Genomic DNA, 20,431 nt, shown 5'->3' on the forward strand with positions numbered 1-20,431 from the left:
CGCCCAATCCCCGGCGGCCCCTTCCGGTCGTCTCGAAACCCGGGACGGGATGTCCGGAGTTTGGCCCCTCGGGGCGGCTCCGCATACGATCCTTCCGTGGAACGTCGCCGATCCAGGTTTACGCGGCCGGCTCCGGGTGAGCCGGTCGCCCCCGCGACCTGAGCGACGACCCCGGAGCCGGCCGAGGCAGAGTCCCCCTGCGGACTCTGCCTTTTCTGCTGAAACCGCCTTTTCTTCTGAATCTGCCTTTTCTGCTGATCAGGCGCGGCCCGGGGCGTGCTCTCCCCTCGCCCGGCACGGGCCGCCGCACGAGAGGGGACCCGAGATGCACGACCAGGTGATCGACGCCGCGGGCACCGACGCGGCCCGCCCGGCCCGGGGGACGGTCGGCGGACCGTCCGGCGAGCTGCGCGTCGCGCTGCCCTCCCCCGCCGCCGTCACCACGCTCGCCGAGGCCCGCGAAGCGATCGACGGCCTGGACGCCGCCCTCGCGACGCTGCTGGAGCACCGCACCGCGATCGCCGCCGTCGTCCAGCGCCTCAAGCCGGTCGGGGGCTTCGCGGGGCGCGACCCCGAGCGCGAGCGGCGGATCGTGGAGGCCATGGCGGCGCGCGCCCCGTCCCTCGGCGCGGAGCGGCTCGCCCCCATCGTGAACGCGATCATCGAGGCGGGCCTGGACGCGGCCGAGGCCGGCCGATGAGCGCACCCGGCTCCGCGCGGGCGGCCGGGGAGGACGTCCCGGAGGAGAGCGCACCCGCCCTCGGCGTCCCGGCCGAGGACGCCCGGGACGAGAGCGCGCCGGACGAGGGCGCGCGGGCGGCGGCGGTCCGCGACGGGCTCAGCGTCGGGATCGCCGTGGGGGTCTCCGGGCTGGCGTTCGGCGCGGCGGCGGTCACGGCGGGGCTCACGGTCGCGCAGGCGTGCGCGCTGAGCCTGCTGGCGTTCACGGGGGCGTCCCAGTTCGCGCTGGCCGGGGTGGTCGGCGGGGGCGGCGGCCTGGTCGCCGGGACGCTCGGCGCCGTCCTGCTCGGCGGGCGCAACGCCCTGTACGGGATGCGGCTCGCGTCGACGCTCCGCGTGCGCGGGCTGCGCAGGCTCGTGACCGCGCACGTCGTCATCGACGAGACGGCCGCCGTGGCGACCGCGCAGCGCGGCCGGGACGCGGCCCGCGCCGGGTTCTACACCACCGCGATCAGCCTCTACCTCGCGTGGAACCTCACCACGCTGCTGGGCGCGGCGGGCGCGGCGCGGCTCGGCGACCCCGACGCCGTGGGCCTGGACGTCCTCGGCCCGGCGGCGTTCCTGGCCCTGCTCTGGCCGCGGCTCACGAGCGGGCGGGCCGCGGTCCGCGTCGCCGTCGCGGCCGCGGTGATCGCGGTGGCGGCGACGCCGGTGCTGCCGCCCGGCGTGCCGGTCATGCTGGCCGCCGTCGCGGCGCTGCCCGCCCTGCTCGGCCGGAGGGCTGCGCCGTGAGCGTGTGGATCGCGGTGATCGCCACCGGGCTCGGCTGCTACGCGCTGAAGCTCGGCGGGCTCGTCACCCCGCGCCGGCTGCTGGACGATCCGCGGGTGCGCCGGTTCGCCGACCTGGTCCCGGTGGCGCTGCTGACCGCGCTGATCGCCGTCCAGGCGGTGGCGGACGGCCGTTCCCTGGAGTTCGACGCCGCACGGCTGGCGGGCCTGGGCGCGGCCGTGGCCGCGCTCCTGCTGCGCGCGCCGTTCCTGGTGGTGCTGGTCGCCGCGGCCGGTGTCGCTGCGGGGCTGCGCCTGCTCGGCCTCTGACCCCGCCCCCGGCCGCTGACGCCGCCGCGCCGGCCTCGGGTCAGGACTCCGCCGCGACGATCTCCAGGGCGTGGGCCAGGTCGTCCGGGTAGGGGCTCTCGAACTCGACCCACTCGCCCTTGGTCGGGTGCTCGAAACCGAGCCGGACGGCGTGCAGCCACTGCCGCCTCATGCCGAGGCGGTCCGCCAGGGTCGGGTCGGCGCCGTAGGCCATGTCGCCCACGCACGGGTGCCGGATCGCGGCCATGTGGACGCGGATCTGGTGGGTGCGGCCCGTCTCCAGGTCGATGTCGAGCAGTGTCGCCGCCCGGAACGCCTCGACGGTGTCGTAGTGGGTGACGGACGGCTTGCCGCCCGCGACGACCGCGAACCGGCCGTCGCCGGAGGGGTGCCGGTCGATGGGGGCGTCGACCGTCCCGCGGAACGGGTCGGGATGGCCCTGCACGAGCGCCTGGTAGCGCTTGTCGATGCGGCGCTCCTTGAAGGCGCGCTTGAGCCGCGAGTAGGCGATCTCGCTCTTCGCCACGACCATCGCGCCGGTGGTGTTGGCGTCGAGCCGGTGCACGATCCCCTGGCGCTCGGACGCGCCGCTGGTCGCGATCGTGTGCCCGGCCCCGAGCAGCCCGCCGAGGACGGTCGGGCCCGTCCAGCCGGTGGTGGGGTGGGCGGCGACGCCGACCGGCTTGTTCACCACGACGATGTCGTCATCTTCGAACAGGATGCCCATCCCGGGGACGGGCTCCGCGACCGGGGCGGGCGCGGCGGGCGGCGGTGGCAGCGTGACCTCCAGCCAGGCGCCGGCGTGCAGGCGCTCGGACTTGGTGGCCACGGGCGCCCCGTCCAGCACGACGTCACCCGAGGCGATCATGTCGGCGGCGCTGCCGCGCGACAGCCCGAACAGCCGCGCCAGCGCGGCGTCGACCCGCTCCCCCTCCAGGCCGTCCGGCACGTGGAGGCTTCGTACGTCGCCCATCAGGACTTCTCCTCCGGCGCCGGAACCTCGGCCCCGCCTTCAGGCGCGGGGTCGACGGCCTTCCGGGCGGACTCGTCCTTTCGGGCCTCGCTCTTGCCGGTGGCGCCCTCACCGGAGGGAGCCTCCGACGCGTCGGAGGCCTCCCGCGCGTCCGTGGTCTCGACCGTGCCGGGGGTCTCGTCCTTCAGGCGCGTGCCGTCGACCTGGAGGCCGCGGGCCGCCAGCAGGACGGCCAGCACGCCGCCGCAGACGATCGCCGAGTCGGCCAGGTTGAACACCGGCCAGTGCGGCAGCTGGATCCAGTCGACGACGTGGCCCTTCAGCGGCGCCGGGGCCCGCAGCAGCCGGTCGATGAGGTTGCCGACCGCGCCGCCGAGCAGCAGCCCGAGGCAGATCGCCCACGGCACGCTGCGCAGGTTGCGGGCGGTCCGCAGGATCGCCACCACCACCCCGCAGGCGATCAGCGTGAAGACGAAGGTGTAGCCGGTGCCGATCGAGAACGCGGCGCCGCTGTTGCGGGTCTCGCGCAGCGTCAGCAGCCCGCCGAGCAGCCGGACCGGCGCGCGGTCCTGAAGCGTCGCCACCACGATGGTCTTGGACACGATGTCGGCGGCGAGCGCGGCCAGGGCCACGGCGACCAGCACGCCGACGCGGCGCGGCCGAGGAGATCCCGTGGTCTCCCCGGCCCGCCGCTCTGGGTTCGTTGAGTCGCTCAGCGACGTTCCTCGCGTTGTTTGCATGTCACACACAGGGTCGCACGCGGGAAGGCCTGGAGGCGCGCCTTGCCGATCGGCCTGGTGCACGACTCGCAGATCCCGTACGTGCCGGCGTCCATCCGCTGGACGGCCCGCTCGATCTGGGCGAGCAGGTCCTGTGAATTGTAGGCCAGCGCGAGCTCATGTTCGCGCTCGTAGGTCTTGGCTCCCGCGTCGGCCTGGTCGTCGCCCGCCCCGTCGTTGGTGTCGCCTTCGGCGATCTGGCTCGCGGACGCGGCGATCTCGCTGCGCAGCGCCTCGATCTGCTCCTCCAGGCCGGCCCGCACCTCGGCCAGCTCGCCCGGCGTCCACTGGTGCTCGCCCTCGCGGACCGGCAGCTCCGCGGCCGCCGTCCGCGCCGGCTCCCGCTCGTCCGGCGCCGGACCGTCGGTCTTCCCGGCCCCGCCCTTGCCCGTCGCGCCGCCCTTACCCGCCTTCGCGGGGCCACGCCCGGCCGCCGGCTTCCCCGGCTTCACGGCAGGCCCTTTCGCGGGGGCCTTGGAAGCGGCCGGCTTGGCGGCGCCCTTTCCCGACGCGCCTTTTCTCGCCGTCCCCTTTCCCTCCGTACTCGTCCCCGGTGCGCTCGGCCCCGGGGTGCTCGTTCCCGCCGTGCTCGCCTCCGGGACCGGCATGCTCCGGGACGGCCGCGCCGTGCCCGGGCTCGTGCTTGCGGCGGGCGTCCCGCCCCTCCTCGCGCCGGCCATGTCGGCCTCCCTCGCGCTGGTCGCCTCGACGGGCAGTGCGGGCAGCATTGGTCCCCTCTCTCGGGCACGGTAAACAACCTGGGCCGTGTTACCGACCGCTTATGCCCGGTCGCCGAACGCATGGAAACTCCCGGGCGGCGTACGAGATCGCAAAGGAACCGTGTCCCCCCGGGACGGAAAAGGGGAAGAGGCGGAGTCCGGCGTGCGTTAAAGTCGGCACCAGCAGTCGCAAGGCAGGCATTGATGGGGACACCTGCCGCCGAAAGCAGCCATGAGCGACCCGGGGGCGGTGCGAGCCCGGGGGCGGGCCCGGCGGTCTGATCACCCCGGAGCCGCCGGAAGAACCGCCCCCCAGGGGCCCAGTAGACCCGGCCGCCGAGACTGGAACGAAGCGGGCCGCGCCGTCGGGCGCGGTCAAGGAGGGTGGTACCGCGGGGCAGCCGCCTCGTCCCTCCGGTCAACGTGTTCGCGTCGATCCGGAGGTCCGCCATCGTGAGCCGAGCTTTTCGGCCGCTGCCCGCGCAGGTCGATCTGCCCGCCCTGGAGCGGGACATGCTGCGCCGCTGGCAGGAGAACAAGGTCTTCGAGCGGTCGCTGGAGCGCACCGCGTCCGGGACCCCGTGGGTGTTCTACGAGGGGCCCCCGACCGCCAACGGCATGCCGGGCGTCCACCATGTGGAGGCCCGCGTCTTCAAGGACGTCTTCCCGCGCTTCAAGACCATGAAGGGCCACCACGTCCCGCGCAAGGCCGGCTGGGACTGCCACGGCCTGCCGGTCGAGGTCGCCGTGGAGAAGGAGCTCGGCCTCACCGGCAAGAAGGACATCGAGGAGTACGGCGTCGCGGAGTTCAACGCCCGCTGCCGCGAATCGGTCCTGCGCCACGTGGACGCCTTCGAGGAGATGACCGAGCGGATGGGGTACTGGGTCAACACCGACCAGGCCTACCGCACGATGGACCCCGAGTACGTCGAGGCCGTCTGGTGGTCCCTGAAGCAGGTGTTCGACAAGGGCCTGCTGTTCCGCGACTTCCGCATCACGCCGTACTGCCCGCGCTGCGGAACCGGCCTGTCCGACCACGAGCTGGGCCAGCCGGGCGGGTACGAGACCGTCTCCAGCCCCTCGGTGTACGTGCGGATGCCCGTCACGTCCGGTCCGCTGGCCGAGATGGGCGCCGCGCTGCTCATCTGGACGACGACCCCCTGGACGCTGGTGTCGAACACCGCCGTGGCCGTCCATCCGGACGTCACGTACGTGGCGGCCCGGCCGGAGGGCTCCGACGAAGTGCTCGTGGTCGCCGAGCCCCTCGTCGACCAGGTCCTCGGCGAGGGCGCCGAGCGGCTCGCCACGTACCAGGGCACCGAGCTGGAGCGGACCGCCTACAGGCGGCCGTTCGACCTCGTCGACATCCCCGACGCGCACTACGTCGTCATGGGCGACTACGTCACCGTGGAGGACGGCACCGGCCTCGTCCACCAGGCGCCGGCGTTCGGCGGCGACGACATGACGGTGTGCAAGCGCTACGGCATGCCGATCGTCAACCCGATCGGGCCGGACGGGCGGTTCCTGCGCGAGGTGCCCCTGGTCGGCAACAAGTTCTTCAAGGACGCCGACGAGCCGCTCACCGACGACCTGCGCGCGCGCGGGCTGCTGTACCGCGGCGGGCACTTCGACCACAGCTACCCGCACTGCTGGCGCTGCCACACCCCGCTGCTCTACTACGCGCTCCCCGCCTGGTACATCCGCACCACGCAGATCAAGGACCGGCTGCTGGAGGAGAACGAGAAGACCAACTGGTACCCCGAGACCGTCAAGCACGGCCGGTACGGGGAGTGGCTGCGCAACAACGTCGACTGGTCGCTGTCCCGCAGCCGCTACTGGGGCACGCCCCTGCCCCTGTGGGTCTGCGGCGAGGACGAGCAGCACGTCACCTGCGTCGGGTCGCTCAAGGAGTTGGGCGACCTGGCGGGCGAGGACCTCTCCGCGCTCGACCCGCACCGCCCGTACGTGGACGACGTCGCGTTCCCGTGCACCCAGTGCGGGGCGGAGGCGCGCCGCGTCCCCGACGTCATCGACGCCTGGTACGACTCCGGGTCGATGCCGTTCGCGCAGTGGGGCGCGCCCTACCGCAACAACGAGGTCTTCGAGGACGCCTACCCGGCCCAGTACATCTGCGAGGCCCAGGACCAGACCCGCGGATGGTTCTACTCGCTCATGGCCGTCGGGACGCTGGTGTTCGACCGCTCGTCCTACGAGAACGTCGTCTGCCTCGGCCTGATCCTCGCCGAGGACGGCCGCAAGATGAGCAAGCACCTCGGCAACGTGCTGCGGCCCATCCCGCTGATGGACCAGCACGGCGCCGACGCGGTGCGCTGGTTCATGGCCGCGAGCGGGCTGCCGTGGGCGTCCCGCCGCGTCGGGCACGGCGCCCTCGAGGAGATCGTCCGCAAGGTCCTGCTGACCTACTGGAACACCGCGTCCTTCTTCGTCCTGTACGCGAACGCGGCGCAGGCGCAGGGGCGCGCGTGGACGCCCGACCGGCTGTCCGAGGCCCCGGCCCCGGCCGACCGGCCGCTCCTCGACCGCTGGGCGCTCGCCGAGCTGCACCGCACCGTCCGCGAGGTCGACGCCGCGCTGGAGGAGTTCGACACCGCCCGCGCGGGACGGCGGCTCTCGCAGTTCGTGGACGACCTTTCCAACTGGTACGTGCGGCGCTCCCGGCGGCGCTTCTGGGAGGGCCCGGAGACGCCCGAGGGCTCGTCCGCGTTCGCGACGCTCTACGAGTGCCTGGAGACCCTCACCCGGCTGATGGCGCCGATCGTCCCGTTCATCACCGACCACGTCTGGGACGTCATCCGCCCCGAGGACGCGCCGGAGTCGGTGCACCTCACCGACTGGCCCACCGTGGACGAGGGCCTCCTCGACGAGGAGCTGACCGAGCGGATGGCGCTCGTCCGCCGGCTGGTCGAGCTCGGCCGCTCCGCGCGGGCCGCGAGCGGCGTGCGGACCCGCCAGCCCCTCGGCCGCGCCCTCGTCGGCGCCCCGGGCTGGTCCGCGCTGCCCGAGCAGCTCCGCGCGCAGATCTCCGAGGAGCTGAACGTGCTGGGCTTCGAGGAGCTGTCCTCGATCGGCGGCGACCTGGTCGAGTACGAGGTCAAGCCCAACTTCCGGGAGCTCGGCAAGCGGTACGCCAAGGACACCCCGAAGGTGGCCAAGGCGATCACCTCCGCCGACCCGGCCGGCCTCGTCCAGGCGCTGCGGGCGGGGTCCGCCGAGGTGGCGGCCGAGGGTCTCGGCGCGGTGCCGCTCGGCCCGGACGACGTGATCGTCACCGAGCGCCCGCGCAGCGGCTGGGCCGTCGAGAGCGCCTCCGGCGAGACGGTCGCGCTCGACCTCACGGTCACGCCCGAGCTGCGCCGCGCGGGCCTGGTCCGGGAGGCCGTCCGGCTCGTCCAGGAGGGCCGCAAGGCCGCGGGCCTGGAGGTCACCGACCGCATCGACCTGTGGTGGGAGGCCACCGGCACCGACCTCGCCGAGGCCCTGCGCGGCCACGGCGACGAGGTCGCCGCCGAGGTCCTCGCGGCCACGGTGACCGAGGGCCGCCCCGAGGGCCTGACCGCCACCCGCGACGAGGAACTCGGCCTCACGTACTACCTGCGCAAGGCCTGAAGCACCCGCGCAGGACGTGAGTCCCTCTGCCGCGGCCGCGCCCACCCGGCCCGGCCGCGGCAGAGACCTCCCCGCCCCGACAACACCCCACGCCGGAGGAGCTTCGCGGGGGCGGAGAAGTTTCGCGGGGGCGGAGAAGTTTCGCGATGGGGTTCATCGCGACACATCGCGTTTGCGATGATGGTGTCGTGAATCTTCCCGAGCAGCCGTCCGGGTCCGAGCCGCCGGCGCGGCCCTCCCCCGCGAGCATGCGCGCGTCCGACGCCGATCGCGACGAGGTCGCCGACCGCCTGCGCGAGGCTCTGGCCGAGGGGCGCATCACGCCGGAGGAGCACGCCGAGCGCATCGACGTCGTCTACAAGGCCAAGACGTACGCCGAACTGGAGCCCGTGCTCAGCGACCTGCCCGCGCAGCACGCGCCGGGCCCTCGGGTCGACCTGCGCAAGGAGCAGGCGCCCGCCCCGCCCCCGCCGCAGTCGCCGCACCTCGTGGCGGTGTTCAGCGGGGTCGAGCGCAAGGGCCGCTGGCTGGTCGAGCCGACCACCACCGTCACCTGCGTCTTCGGCGGCGCGGAGCTGGACTTCCGGCAGGCGGTCCTCAGCAAGGGCGAGGTGACCCTCAACGTGACGTGCGTGTTCGGCGGCGTGAACGTCGTCGTGCCGCCGGGCGTGCGGGTCGTCGGCTCCAACTTCGCGGTCTTCGGGGGCACCGACCTGCCGGAGGACGACACCGTCGACCCGGACGCGCCCGTCATACGACTGACCGGGATGCTGCTGTTCGGCGGCGTCTCGGTGGAGCGCCGCGCCGCGGGCGAGAAGCGCGGCCGGCACCGGCACCACCGTGAACTGCACCGCGAGCACCACGACGAGATGCGGCGGCTGCACCGCGAGCGGCGCGAGGAGATGCGGGACGCGCGGCGCGACCGCCTCCGGGAGCTGCGCGACGAACGGCACCGCGGCCGCTGAACCCGGGCGGCTCCGGCCGCCCGGGCGGCGCCGGCGTCAGTCGCGGGCGTGCTCGCGGTCGGGCTGGCAGACCAGGCAGGGCGTGCAGCCCCGGGCCTTGGCCTCCGCGCGCGACAGGGACTCCAGGTCGTCGGCCTCGTCACCGATGTCCTCGATGAGGGCGCAGTCGACGCGGTGGTAGCGCTTGGTGCCGCTCAGGATGCGGACCAGCGGGCCGTCGTCGCCGGCATCGTCCGGCCCGGCGGTGGCGGACGGCTCGGGCTCCGGCGCGGGCGCGTCCTCGGTGTCGGAGCCGCCGAACGGCGCGGCGCCGAGGTCGGCGGTGACGTCCGGCGCCGCCGATTCGCTCTCAGCGTCCCGTTCCGGGGCGTGCCGGTCGTCGGCTCCGGCGTCGGCGGGTTCGGCCTTCTCCGCGGCCGTGGGCGCCTCCGCGGCGGTGTCGCGTGTCCCGAACAGGCCCGCGACGGGCATGTCGGTGAGGGTGGGACCCGCCGTGGCCCGCTTCGGGGCGTCCCTCTCCTCGCGCTCGGTGTCGGCGCTCTCGCCCTCGGGCCCCTCGGCGGGCTCGCCCGCACGCGGGATCTCGGCCGTCTTGTCGAACGCGCCCGGCTTGTCGAAGGCACTGGGCTCGTCGAAGGCACTGGGCTCGTCGAAGGCACTGGGCTCGTCGAAGGAACCGGGCTTGTCGAAAGCGCCGGGCTCGTCGAAGGCGCCGGGCTTCTCGAAAGCACTGGGCTTGTCGAAAGCACTGGGCTTGTCGAAAGCACTGGGCTTGTCGAAGGAGGAGGGCTTGTCGAACGAGCTGGGGGCGGGCTTGGCCAGGCCGGCGAGGCCGCCCTCGGGTCGTTCCGCCGCGCCGGGCTCGCGGGTCGCGGGTCCGGTCCCGGCCGCCTTGCCCCCGGGAGCCGTGGGCGCCGACGCCGCGGCGCGCGCCGCCAGTGCGGTGTCGGGCATGCAGGCGGTGCAGGGGCTGAAGCCCTCTTCCCTGGCCTCGGCGTAGGTGAGCTCCTCGGTCTCCCGGCCGGCGAGCTGCCGGCAGGTGTCGAGGTGGTAGCGCTTGCGACCGCGGACGACGAACACCAGCGCGTCGTCGGGGACGTCGACGGCCGGGGCGGGGATCTCGACCTCGTCGTCGGCGGGGACGGCCGGGGACTTGGCCTCCGGAGCGCCGTCGGCGCCGGCCGGTGCGGGCGCCGCAGGGGCGCCCTTCTTGCGACTGTCCTGCTTGTCGCGCTTGTCCTTCTTGGCCTTCTGCGCCCTCTTGCTGGGGCGGGCGGGGACCGGCGAGGCGCCCGGGCCGAACAGCTCCTTGCGCCGCAGGAACACCCCGATGGACAGGCACACCGCGGAGACGATGCTGACGGCGATCGATATGTAGATCACCACCAGGGCGTCCAGGCCGAAGACCTGGGCGCTGTCTCCGTTGCCCGCGACGATTCCCGCTACCAGCAGGGCGATCGCCACCACCACGAGAACGCCACTCAGGATGATCACAGGGTCACTCCCACTCGTTCAGACCGCTAGGCTCCGGGCCGCGCGAGAGGGCCGGCGGCCGGCCCGGGGCACGGCCGCCCGGCGCCGCGGGGATGGCGGCGCGCCATCCCCGGCGCGGCGATCGGAACGACACTATCGCCTGTGGCGTCCGCGTCAGCGCCTGTCGTGCGGCGGGTTGTCGCCGCCGGAGTGGAAAGCGCCCGTCGCCGAGTGCTGCACCTGCTGGGTGTGCTCGGGAGCGGGGAACGTGCCCGGCGCCGGCGCGGGGGCGCCGTTGCGGTTGTCGGCGTGCGGCAGGGCGTTCTGCGGACCCGTCTGCGGACTCACCTGCGGGTTCTGCTGCGCCTGCGAGGGCGCCGCTCCCGGGACGGCGGCGAACGCGCCCGTCTCGGTGCTGCCCGCCTCCAGGTCGCGCAGCTGGCCCTCCAGGTACACCTTCAGGCGGCTGCGGTACTCGCGCTCGAAGGCGCGCAGGTTGTCGACCTCGCGCTCGAGCTCCTCGCGCTGCTGCACGAGCGAGCCCATGACCTGGCGGTGCCGCTCCTGCGCGTCGCGGTCGAGGGCCTCGGCGCGGGAGCGGGCCTCGCTGACGATCTGGTCGGCCTGCCGGCGGGCCTTGCCGAGGATCTCCTCGGCCTCGCGGCGGGCGCGGCCGAGCGTCTCGTCGGCCTCGCGCCGGGCGTCGGCGATCGCCTGGTCGGCGGTCTGCTGGGCGAGCGCGAGCACGCGGGCCGCGGTGTCCATGTTGTCCTCGCCGGAGGGGGCGGGGGACATGCTGCCGAGACCGCCGAGGACGGGCTCCGGCTCGGGCTGCGGCTGCGGCTCCGGGCGGGGCGGCTCGGGGATCTTCTGGACGTCCGGCTTGGGCTCCACGATGGGAGCCGCCATGGCGGGAACCTTGCCGCGCAGGCACTCGGCCAGCTTGGCCCGCAGCTCCTCGTTCTCCTGGATGAGGCGGTCGAGCTCTGCCTCGACCTCGTCGAGGAAGGCGTCCACCTCCTCCTCGTCGTACCCCGGCCTCAGCCTGGTGGTACTGAACTGCTTGTTCCGCACATCGGCGGGTGTCAGCGGCATGTTCTCGTCTCCTTGGCGCGCTTGGAGTCTGTCCCCGAAGGACGGTATCCGATCGACCTAACCTCCGCCGAATATGGAGCCGACGATGGCGATCAGGACCCAGACCACAAGGACGAGGACCATGAAGCTGAGGTCCAGGGCAACGCTACCCAGCCGGATGGGCGGGATGAAGCGCCTGAGCAGCTTCAGCGGCGGATCGGTGACCGTGTAGGTCGCCTCAGCGATCACCAGCACCACCCCGGTCGGCTTCCATTGCCGAGCGAACGACTGCAGGACCTCCAGGATCAGCCTGCCGATCAGGAGCAGGAGGTACAGGTACAGGACGCCCTGCAGGACGGATCCAACGATGTTCACGGATACTCTCGCATGCGACTCTCAGCTTTGGTTGAAGAACCCTCGTTCTGCCATCCGGGCCTTGTCCTCCGCCGTCACCTCGACGTTGACGGGCGACAGCAGGAACACCTTGTTGGTAACACGCTCGATGCTGCCATGGAGGCCGAACACGAGACCTGCCGCGAAGTCGACCAGACGCTTGGCGTCGCTGTCGACCATCTCGGTCAGATTCATGATCACCGGCGTGCCCTCCCGGAAGTGCTCCCCGATCGTCCTGGCCTCGTTGTAGGTCCTCGGATGCAGCGTAGTGATACGCGCAAGGTCGGTGGTACCGGACTCGTAGAGCGCCACGGACCGTCGTTCGATGGTCGACGCGGCGTGATGGTCGCGATCGCGGTCCGCCGCCTCTTCGGCTCGGGTAAGCTGACCGCCGGATTCGTCCTCGCGACGGCGGCCCTGCCCGGTGTCGGTCTCCTCGTCGTAGACCTCGTACTCGTCGTAGTCGCCGTACTTGTCGTCGTAACGGTCGTCCTCCACAAGGCCGAGGTAGACCGCCATCTTGCGCATCGCGCTGGCCATACGTCCCTCCGTGTCCTGTGGCCGCGGCGCCGGGCGCGTCCGGCCCCGCCATTGGACTGTTCCGTCGTGGCGTCCTACGTTCGGGCAGGTACCACTGGGGGGACATTACCTGACGATTGCCTGTCGGCCGCCGAGCAACGCCGTACCGATCCGCAGGTGTGTCGCGCCGCACGCGATCGCCTGCTCCAGATCGCCGCTCATACCCGCACTGACGATCCGGGCGTCCGGATGGTTCCGCCTCAGCAGCTCCGCCGTCTCCGCGAGCCGGGCGAAGGCCGGCAGCGGGTCCGCCCCGAGGGGCGCGACGGCCATCACCCCGCCGAGTTCCAGGCCGGGGGCGGCGGCGACCTCGTCGGCCAGCCCGGGCACGTCGCCCGGCACGGCCCCGCCCCGCTCCCCCACCTCGCCCCGCTTCCCTGCCTCGTCCAGCGAGACCTGCACGAGGCAGCGGAGCGTGCGGCCAGTGCGGGCGGCGCCGTCCGCGAGGGCGCCGACCAGCCGGGAGCGGTCGACGGAGTGCACGACGTCGGCGTAGCCGGCCACCGCGCGCGCCTTGTTGGTCTGGAGCCGCCCGACGAAGTGCCAGGTGAGGGGGAGGTCGGCGCATTCGGCGGCCTTGGGCCGGGCCTCCTGGTCGCGGTTCTCCCCGACCTCGGTGACGCCCAGCCCGGCCAGCAGCCGCACGTCGGACGCGGGGAACGTCTTGGTCACCGCGATCAGCGTGATCTCGCCCTCGTCCCGGCCGGCGGCGGCGCACGCGGCGGCGATGCGCTTTCGGACGGCGGCGAGGCCCTCGGCGATCTCGGCGCGCCGCTCGGCGGCGTCCCCGTTCGTCCCGTCGGGGGCGTTCGTCCCGTCGGCGGTGCGGTCCCGGTCGGTCACGTGCGTTCCTTGAGCCAGACAAATCCGGCGAAGCGGCCGGTGCGCCCCTCGCGGCGGTAGGAGAAGAGGTCCGGGTCCTCGATCGTGCAGCGGGGGTCGGCGGTCACGCGGGCCACGCCCGCGGAGGCGAGCTGCTCGGCGACGCCGGCGCGGATGTCGAGGCCGGGGGTGCCCTTGGACGTGGTGGCGTACGCGGCGGGGACGGTGGCGGCGACCTCGTCCCGCATCGACTCGGGGACCTCGTAGCAGCGCCCGCACGCGGCGGGCCCGATCGCCGCCGTCATCCGGGCGGGGTCGGCGCCGCGCTCGCACATCGCCTTCACCAGTGCCGGGACGACCCCGGCGGCCGTCCCGGGACGGCCGGAGTGGGCGGCGCCGACGACCCCGGCGGCGGCGTCGGCCACCAGGACGGGCGCGCAGTCGGCGACGAGGACGGCGAGGGCGAGGCCGGGGACGGTCGTGACGACCGCGTCGACCGGGTCCGGGTTGTCGGTCGAGTCGGCGAACGCGACCTCGGCGCCGTGCACCTGCCGCATGAAGACGATCCGCTCGGGGTCGGCGCCGAGGGCCGCGGCGGCGCGCCGCCGGTTGTCCAGGACGGCGGCGGGGTCGTCGCCGACCGCGCCGCCGAGGTTCAGGGAGTCGTAGGGGGGCCCGCTCACGCCGCCGGTCCGGCCGGTGAAGCCGGCGCCGACGCCGTCGCCCAGGGCGACGGGGGTGATCACTTCAGGAAGTCGGGGACGTCGAGGTCGTCGTCCTCGTCGAACACCACGGGACGGCGGCGCTGCCCGGAGGCGGGGCCGCCGTCGTTCTCCCCGGCGTGCACGCGGGGCGAGGGCTGCTCGGCGGGCTGGCGCGGTGCGGGGGCGCGCGTTCCGCCGGACTCGCCGCCGGACGAGCCGGCGTCCCGCTCGGCCGGCGGGCCCGGCTGGCCGGACGCCGCGCCCTCGGACCGGGACTGCTCGCCCCGTCCGGCGGGCCGGTCGTCCTGGCTCCGCGCGGGCTGCTGCGCCCGGTCGCCCTCGGCGCGCTGCTGCGCGGGGGCGGGAGGCGGCGGCGCGGCGGCGGCCTGCGCCACCGACTGCTGCTGCGCGGACGGCTGCGGCGCCGGGGGCTCGGACCGCCCGACCCGGCTGGGGATCGGGTTCGGCGGGGACGCGGGCGGCGGGACGGGACGCGGGGGCGGGGGCAGCCGCTTGCTCTCCGGTTCGGGGACCGGCTTGCTAGGGCGCCCCTCGTCGAAACCCGCCGCGATCACCGTGACCCGGACCTCGTCGCCGAGCGCGTCGTCGATGACCGCGCCGAAGATGATGTTGGCGTCGGGGGCGGCCGCGTTGGACACCAGCTGCGCCGCCTCGTTGATCTCGAAGAGCCCCAGGTCGGAACCGCCGGAGATGGACAGCAGGACGCCGTGCGCGCCGTCGATGCTGGCCTCCAGCAGCGGGCTGGAGATCGCCATCTCGGCCGCGGCGACCGAGCGGTCGTCGCCGCGCGCCGAGCCGATGCCCATGAGCGCCGAGCCGGCGCCGGACATCACGGACTTGACGTCGGCGAAGTCGAGGTTGATCAGGCCCGGCGTGGTGATCAGGTCGGTGATGCCCTGGACACCGGACAGCAGCACCTGGTCGGCGGCCTTGAAGGCGTCCAGCACGCTGACCTGCCGGTCGGAGATCGACAGCAGCCGGTCGTTCGGGATGACGATGAGGGTGTCGACCTCGTCGCGCAGCGTCTCGATGCCGGCCTCGGCCTGCATGGCGCGGCGCTTGCCCTCGAAGCTGAACGGGCGGGTGACCACCCCGATCGTCAGTGCGCCGAGCGAGCGGGCGATGTTGGCGACCACGGGCGCGCCGCCGGTGCCGGTGCCGCCGCCCTCACCCGCGGTGACGAACACCATGTCGGCGCCCTTGAGGACCTCCTCGATCTCCTCCCGGTGGTCCTCGGCGGCCTTGCGGCCGACGTCGGGGTTGGCTCCGGCCCCGAGGCCCCGGGTGAGCTCGCGGCCCACGTCCAGTTTCACGTCGGCGTCACTCATCAGCAGCGCCTGGGCGTCCGTGTTGATCGCGATGAACTCGACGCCCTTGAGTCCCTCTTCGATCATCCGGTTGACGGCGTTGACGCCGCCGCCGCCGATGCCGACGACCTTGATGACCGCGAGGTAATTCTGCGGTGCTGCCACGACGAGGGGCCTTTCCGCTCTCTCCGACCGCCCTGACCGGTCTGCCGACCGTGCCGCCGCGGTGTTCCCGACCTGTTTTCCGAGCTGTGTCTTCGAGCTGAGTAGTGGAGCTGTGCAATGGAGCTGTGCGATGGGGTGAGGTAAACCCTCACCCTCAACTTGAGGCTTACAGTTATGTCAACCTGAGGACTGATACGGACAGTAGGGCGGCCTTACCGCCAGGGTCAACTAACCTCCCCCGAACTCCCCCGGCGTGTCGCGACCTGCCCGCCTCCACCCGGTCACGCGCCCCCGCCCGCCTCTCCCGGCATGCCCGTCCCATCACTGCGTCTTGAGGACCTCGGGCGAGCTGATGTCGACGGTGCGGACGGCGCGCCCGGCCGCCGTCCGCCGCACGGCGTCCAGCAACCTGATCTTCTCGTCTGCCCGTTCCGCCGCGCCCCACACCACCGTCTGGCCGCCCTTCATGTAGAGGGTCACCGCCTCCGGGCCGGCGGCCTCCACCTCGGTCAGCCCGCCGCTGATGCGCTCGGGCAGGCCGGACAGCACGGTGAGCGCGGCCAGGGTGGCCTGGTCGGACGGTCCGGGCGAGGCGACCGTGAGCGTGGGCAGCCCCGCCGGGCGCGACTTCTCGTCGGCGACGGCCACCCCGTGCCGGTCGAGCAGGTGGTAGCGGCCTCCGCCGCGGAACACCGCCACCGGCCGGCGCTCCCGGACGACGATCCGCACCGTCCCCGGCCAGTGCCGCTCGATCGCCGCCGACTCGACCTCGCGGAGCCGCTCGACCCGGTTTTGGACGGCGCCGGTCCTGAGCCGGACCATCGGCGTGCCGAGGTCGATCCCCGCCGCGGCCACCACCTGGTCGGCGGAGGCGATCCGGGTGCCCGTCACCTCCACGTGCCGCACCACCAGCAGTCTCGATCCGAGCAGAACCCAGGACACCGCGCCGAGTGCTCCGACCACCAGAAGGGTGACGAACACCACCTTCCAGCGGTTCGCCCGGCCGCGCTCGTCCGGCGCCGCGGCATCCGTCTCCGGAACCGGTTCCGTATCAGGCTCCGTGTCCGGCTCCGGCGACCCGCGGCGGCCCGTCTGCGCCTCGGTCATGACCCAAGCCTGGCAGTGATCCGCGCTTCCGCGGCCGACCGCGCGGGCGGCGGCGTGTCACGCCCCGTCCCACGACGGGCGCCCCTCCCCCGGCACGCGCTACGACGCGACAAGACTCACACCCGCCAAGCCCTACGCCCCGGCGAGGCGTTCCAGGACGAGCGGGCCGAGCTGCGTCACGTCCCCGGCGCCCAGCGTGATGACGACGTCGCCGGGGCGGGCGAGCGACGCCGCGATGCCGGGCACCTCGTCCCGCTCGGGCGCGTACACGGTCTCGGTGCCGGCCGGAACGGCGTCGGCGACCAGCGCGCCCGTCACGCCGGGCTCGGGGTCCTCGCGGGCGCCGTAGACGTCCAGGACGACCGCGACGTCGGCGAGGCCGAGCGCGGCGCCGAACTCGGCGGCGAAGAACCGGGTGCGGCTGTACAGGTGCGGCTGGAACACCGCGACGATGCGGCCCCGCGCGCCCGAGGCCGCGGCCTTCTCGCCGAGGTAGTCGCGGGTGGCGTCCAGGTCGGCGGTCAGCTCGGTCGGGTGGTGGGCGTAGCTGTCGAAGACCTCGACGCCGCCCGCCTCGCCCTTGCGCTCCAGGCGTCGCATCGCCCCCCCGAACGCGGCGAGGCCGTCGCGCACCGGGGCGTCGTCGAGGCCGAGGGACCGCGTGACCGCGATGACGGCGGCGGCGTTGAGCGCGTTGTGCCGCCCCGGCACGCCGAGTGTGAACTCCCCGCCGCCCTCGATCTCGAAGCGGGAGCCGAGGCCGCGCGGGGTGAACCCGGTCACGCGCAGGTCAGCGCCCTCAGCCTGCCCGTAGGTCAGCACGGTCAGGCCGCGGGCCCGCGCCAGCTCGGCCATCTCCATCGCGACGGGGTCGTCGGCGCCGGCCACGAGGGTGCCGCCCGGCTCGACCCGGTCGACGAAGCGGGCGAAGTTCTCCTTGACCTTCTCGAAGCCGCCGTAGTTGTCGAGGTGGTCGGCCTCGACGTTGGTGACGACCGCGATGCGCGGGGTGTACATGAGGAACGAGCCGTCGCTCTCGTCGGCCTCCGCGACGAACACGTCGCCGGTGCCCTCGTCGGCGCCGAGGCCGGTGGTGACGAGCTGCCCGCCGATGCAGTAGGACGGGTCGGCGCCGGCGTGCTGGAGCGCCACCGTCAGCATCGAGGTGGTGGTGGTCTTGCCGTGCGTGCCGGCGACCGCGACCGCCCGGCGGCCCGCCATCAGCGAGGCGAGCGCGGCCGAGCGGTGCAGGACGCGCAGGCCCCGCTCGCGGGCGGCGACCAGCTCGGGGTTGGTGTCGCGGATCGCTGTGGAGACCACGACGGTGTCGGCGTCGCCCACGTGCGCGGCGTCGTGCCCCACGAAGACCTTGGCTCCGAGGTCGCCGAGCTGCGCGAGCAGCTCGGAGTCGCGGGCGTCGCTGCCGGACACTGCGATGCCGCGCCGCAGCATGATGCGCGCGACGCCGGACATCCCGGCGCCCCCGATCGCGATGAAGTGGACCCGGCCGAGCTCGGCGGCCGGGACCACCTCCCCCGGGTCGATCAGGCTCATCGGGCGGCGCCCGCGGAGCGGACCACCTCGTAGACCATCTGGGCGAGCGCGACGTCGGCGTCGCGGCGGCCCATCCGGCCGGCGGCCTCCGACATGTGCGCGACGCGGGCCGGGTCGGCCAGCACCGGCAGGAGGTTCCGCGCGATCCAGTCCGGCGACAGCTCGGCGTTGTCGACCAGCATGCCGCCGCCGGCCGCGACGATCGGCTCGGCGTTCAGCCGCTGCTCGCCGTTGCCGATCGGGAGCGGGACGTACACCGCGGGCAGCGCGACCGCGGCCAGCTCGGCGCAGGTCATCGCGCCCGCCCGGCACATCGCCATGTCGGCGGCGGCGTAGGCGAGGTCCATCCGGTCGCAGTAGGGGATCGTGACGTACTCCGGGCCGCCGGCCGCGGGCTCGGGCTCCTCGGTGTTCTTCGGCCCGACGATGTGCAGGACCTGGATGCCCGCCTGCCGGAAGTACGGCGCGGCGGCCACGGCGGCCTGGTTCAGCGAGCGGGCGCCCTGCGAGCCGCCGAAGATCAGCAGCGTGGGCAGGTCGGGGAGCAGCCCGAAGTAGGAGCGGGCCTTGTCTCCCATCGCGAGCCGGTCCAGCGTCGCGATCTCCCGGCGCAGCGGGATCCCGACGAACCGGGCGTTCGGCAGCGGCGAGTCGGCGTGCGAGACCGCGACGTGCTCGGTGAAGCGGGCGCCGAGCTTGTTGGCCAGGCCGGGCTTCGGGTTGGCCTCGTGCACGATGATCGGGACCTTGCGCTTGCGCGCCGCGAGGTAGCCCGGGGTGGCGACGTAGCCGCCGAAGCCGACCAGGATGTCGGCCTGGGCCTGGTCGAGGACGGAGGCGGCCGCGTTGATCGCCCCGCGCAGCCGCCCGGGCACCGACAGCAGCTGCGGGGTCAGCGTCCGCGGCAGCGGCACCGGCGGGATCAGGGCGAGCTCGTAGCCCCGCTGCGGGACGAGACGGGTCTCCAGGCCCCGCTCGGTCCCGAGGCAGACGATCCCGGTGTTCGGGTCGTTGCGGCGCAACGCGTCGGCGAGCGCCAGGGCGGGCTCGATGTGTCCGGCGGTGCCGCCGCCGGCCAGGACAACCCTCATGTCCGTTGACAACTCCTCAGCGTGTGGTGAAAGGGGGATTTCAACGCCGTGCCAGACCCAGCCAGCTTAGAGCCCTCACGACCGGTCCGGGACCCCGTGCGGAGAGTGCTTGCCGCGCGCCGGGCTCGCGCTTGGCGAACGCGAGCAGCATGCCGAGCGCGAAGAGGGTCGGAATGAGCGCCGAACCCCCGTAGGACACCAGCGGGAGCGGGATCCCCGTGATGGGCAGGACGCGGATGACGGCGCCGATGTTCACGATCGCCTGGACCACCAGCCACGCCGTGGCCCCCGCGGCGGCGAGCCGGGTGAACGGGTCCTTGACCCGCTTGGCGATCCGCAGGCCGGCGTAGGCGAGCAGGCCGAACAGACCGAGGACCACGAGGGTGCCGACCAGGCCGAACTCCTCCCCCACGATCGCGAAGATGAAGTCGGTCTCGGCGTGCGGGAGGTAGTCCCACTTGGCGCGGCCCTCGCCGAGGCCCGTGCCGAACACGCCGCCCGAGGCGAGCGCGAACAGCCCCTGCGTGCCCTGGTAGTTGGTGGTGAGCTGGTTGCCGGACGGGTCGAGGAACCCGGTGAGCCGCTGCATCCGGTACGGCTCGACGACGACGAGGATCGACACGAGCAGGGCCACGAGCCCCGCGATGCCGACGAACAGCCGCCCGGGCGCGCCGACGGCCCACAGCAGCGCCAGGAAGATCGTCAGGAGCACCAGGGTGGTGCCGAGGTCGCTGCCCAGCATCACCAGCAGGACGAGCACCCCGGCGCCCGGCATCAGCGGCACCAGCAGGGGCCGCCACTCGGTGAGCTGGCCGAGCCGGTCCTTGCGGGCCAGCAGGTCGGCGCCCCACAGCACCAGACCGAGTTTGGCGAGCTCCGACGGCTGGATCTGCACCGGGCCGAGGGCGACCCACCGGGTCGCGCCGCCCGCGCTGCGCCCGAGCCCGGGGATCAGCACCATCGCGAGGGCGACGACCGACAGCAGCAGCAGCGGGTAGGCCAGCGCGCGGAACGTCTTCACCGGCAGCCGGGACGCCACCCACATGCCGGGCAGCCCGATCGCGACCCACATGGCCTGCTTCTGGAACAGCGTGTACGCCGAGCCGGTCGCCTGGAGCTGCTTCACGCTGGAGGCCGACAGCACCATCGTCAGGCCGAGCGCGAGCAGCATCACCGAGCAGCCCAGCACCAGGTAGTAGGAGGTGAGGGGCCGGTCGAGCAGCCCGACCGCGGCGACCACCTGCTCCCGTGGCCCCGGACGCCGGGCGGTTCCGTCCTCCTCGGCCGCGGTGGTCAT

19 protein-coding genes are annotated in these 20,431 nt (G+C 73.8%); 5 read left to right on the plus strand and 14 right to left on the minus strand.

Going from position 1 to position 20,431, the window contains the following annotated elements; genetic code table 11:
* Positions 1 to 325: 325 nt before the first annotated feature.
* Genes K4S16_RS03240 through K4S16_RS03250 form a run of 3 tightly spaced genes read left to right on the plus strand, consistent with a single transcriptional unit; the run spans position 326 to position 1,781 of the window.
* Positions 326 to 700, plus strand: coding sequence for a chorismate mutase (locus K4S16_RS03240; protein ID WP_149257273.1), 375 nt, complete (start codon positions 326 to 328; stop codon positions 698 to 700).
* Positions 697 to 1,473, plus strand: coding sequence for an AzlC family ABC transporter permease (locus K4S16_RS03245; protein WP_149257274.1), 777 nt, complete (start codon positions 697 to 699; stop codon positions 1,471 to 1,473). Before K4S16_RS03240 ends, K4S16_RS03245 begins: the two co-directional genes overlap by 4 nt.
* Positions 1,470 to 1,781 (plus strand): AzlD domain-containing protein, encoded by a 312-nt coding sequence (locus K4S16_RS03250; protein ID WP_149257275.1) that lies wholly within the window; start codon positions 1,470 to 1,472, stop codon positions 1,779 to 1,781. Before K4S16_RS03245 ends, K4S16_RS03250 begins: the two co-directional genes overlap by 4 nt.
* 40 nt (positions 1,782 to 1,821) lie before the next feature.
* Here K4S16_RS03250 and K4S16_RS03255 read toward each other — a convergent pair whose 3' ends face one another.
* From K4S16_RS03255 to K4S16_RS45530, 3 genes are all read right to left on the minus strand, one after another.
* On the minus strand, positions 1,822 to 2,754 hold the full coding sequence (locus K4S16_RS03255; RefSeq protein ID WP_149257276.1) for an RluA family pseudouridine synthase: 933 nt from the start codon (positions 2,752 to 2,754) through the stop codon (positions 1,822 to 1,824).
* A complete protein-coding gene (gene lspA / locus K4S16_RS44905; protein WP_235036536.1) occupies positions 2,754 to 3,398 on the minus strand; it encodes a signal peptidase II in 645 nt (214 codons plus the stop codon). Before lspA ends, K4S16_RS03255 begins: the two co-directional genes overlap by 1 nt.
* Positions 3,399 to 3,466: 68 nt before the next feature.
* Positions 3,467 to 3,847, minus strand: a complete 381-nt coding sequence (locus tag K4S16_RS45530) for a TraR/DksA C4-type zinc finger protein (RefSeq protein ID WP_235036626.1) — start codon at positions 3,845 to 3,847, stop codon at positions 3,467 to 3,469.
* Positions 3,848 to 4,705: 858 nt separating this feature from the next.
* On the opposite strand from K4S16_RS45530, the gene ileS reads away from it, so the two are divergent.
* Together ileS and K4S16_RS03275 are read left to right on the plus strand one after the other, a co-directional pair.
* Positions 4,706 to 7,879 (plus strand): isoleucine--tRNA ligase, encoded by a 3,174-nt coding sequence (ileS, locus tag K4S16_RS03270; protein ID WP_200841664.1) that lies wholly within the window; start codon positions 4,706 to 4,708, stop codon positions 7,877 to 7,879.
* Positions 7,880 to 8,067: 188 nt separating this feature from the next.
* Entirely contained in the window at positions 8,068 to 8,844 is a 777-nt protein-coding gene (locus tag K4S16_RS03275; protein WP_308800775.1) for a DUF1707 domain-containing protein, read from the plus strand.
* Positions 8,845 to 8,880: 36 nt separating this feature from the next.
* Here the strand turns inward: K4S16_RS03275 and K4S16_RS03280 are convergent, their stop codons facing one another.
* From K4S16_RS03280 to ftsW, 11 genes are all read right to left on the minus strand, one after another.
* Positions 8,881 to 10,338 (minus strand): hypothetical protein, encoded by a 1,458-nt coding sequence (locus K4S16_RS03280; RefSeq protein ID WP_149257278.1) that lies wholly within the window; start codon positions 10,336 to 10,338, stop codon positions 8,881 to 8,883.
* Between the two features lie 153 nt (positions 10,339 to 10,491).
* On the minus strand, positions 10,492 to 11,412 hold the full coding sequence (locus K4S16_RS03285; protein WP_149257279.1) for a DivIVA domain-containing protein: 921 nt from the start codon (positions 11,410 to 11,412) through the stop codon (positions 10,492 to 10,494).
* Between the two features lie 57 nt (positions 11,413 to 11,469).
* The gene (locus K4S16_RS03290) at positions 11,470 to 11,766 is read right to left on the minus strand and encodes a YggT family protein (RefSeq protein WP_149257280.1); all 297 of its coding nucleotides are present in this window, start codon (positions 11,764 to 11,766) and stop codon (positions 11,470 to 11,472) included.
* 21 nt (positions 11,767 to 11,787) lie between these two features.
* Positions 11,788 to 12,324, minus strand: a complete 537-nt coding sequence (locus tag K4S16_RS03295) for a cell division protein SepF (RefSeq protein WP_149257281.1) — start codon at positions 12,322 to 12,324, stop codon at positions 11,788 to 11,790.
* Between the two features lie 105 nt (positions 12,325 to 12,429).
* A complete protein-coding gene (locus tag K4S16_RS03300; RefSeq protein ID WP_235036627.1) occupies positions 12,430 to 13,125 on the minus strand; it encodes a YggS family pyridoxal phosphate-dependent enzyme in 696 nt (231 codons plus the stop codon).
* A gap of 77 nt (positions 13,126 to 13,202) precedes the next feature.
* Positions 13,203 to 13,931 carry a peptidoglycan editing factor PgeF gene (pgeF, locus tag K4S16_RS03305; protein WP_149257283.1) on the minus strand — a complete coding sequence of 243 codons (729 nt, stop codon included), beginning with the start codon at positions 13,929 to 13,931 and terminating at the stop codon, positions 13,203 to 13,205.
* Complete coding sequence (gene ftsZ, locus K4S16_RS03310; RefSeq protein WP_149257284.1) at positions 13,928 to 15,382, minus strand: cell division protein FtsZ; 1,455 nt, start codon at positions 15,380 to 15,382, stop codon at positions 13,928 to 13,930. Before ftsZ ends, pgeF begins: the two co-directional genes overlap by 4 nt.
* Before the next feature lie 321 nt (positions 15,383 to 15,703).
* Entirely contained in the window at positions 15,704 to 16,489 is a 786-nt protein-coding gene (locus K4S16_RS03315) for a cell division protein FtsQ/DivIB (protein WP_235036537.1), read from the minus strand.
* Between the two features lie 132 nt (positions 16,490 to 16,621).
* Positions 16,622 to 18,043 carry a UDP-N-acetylmuramate--L-alanine ligase gene (gene murC / locus K4S16_RS03320; RefSeq protein WP_149257285.1) on the minus strand — a complete coding sequence of 474 codons (1,422 nt, stop codon included), beginning with the start codon at positions 18,041 to 18,043 and terminating at the stop codon, positions 16,622 to 16,624.
* Positions 18,040 to 19,134 (minus strand): undecaprenyldiphospho-muramoylpentapeptide beta-N-acetylglucosaminyltransferase, encoded by a 1,095-nt coding sequence (gene murG / locus K4S16_RS03325; RefSeq protein WP_149257286.1) that lies wholly within the window; start codon positions 19,132 to 19,134, stop codon positions 18,040 to 18,042. Before murG ends, murC begins: the two co-directional genes overlap by 4 nt.
* Positions 19,135 to 19,174: 40 nt before the next feature.
* Complete coding sequence (gene ftsW / locus K4S16_RS03330) at positions 19,175 to 20,431, minus strand: putative lipid II flippase FtsW (RefSeq protein WP_149257287.1); 1,257 nt, start codon at positions 20,429 to 20,431, stop codon at positions 19,175 to 19,177.

The organism is Actinomadura sp. K4S16 (assembly GCF_008327685.1).
Classification (GTDB): domain Bacteria; phylum Actinomycetota; class Actinomycetes; order Streptosporangiales; family Streptosporangiaceae; genus Spirillospora.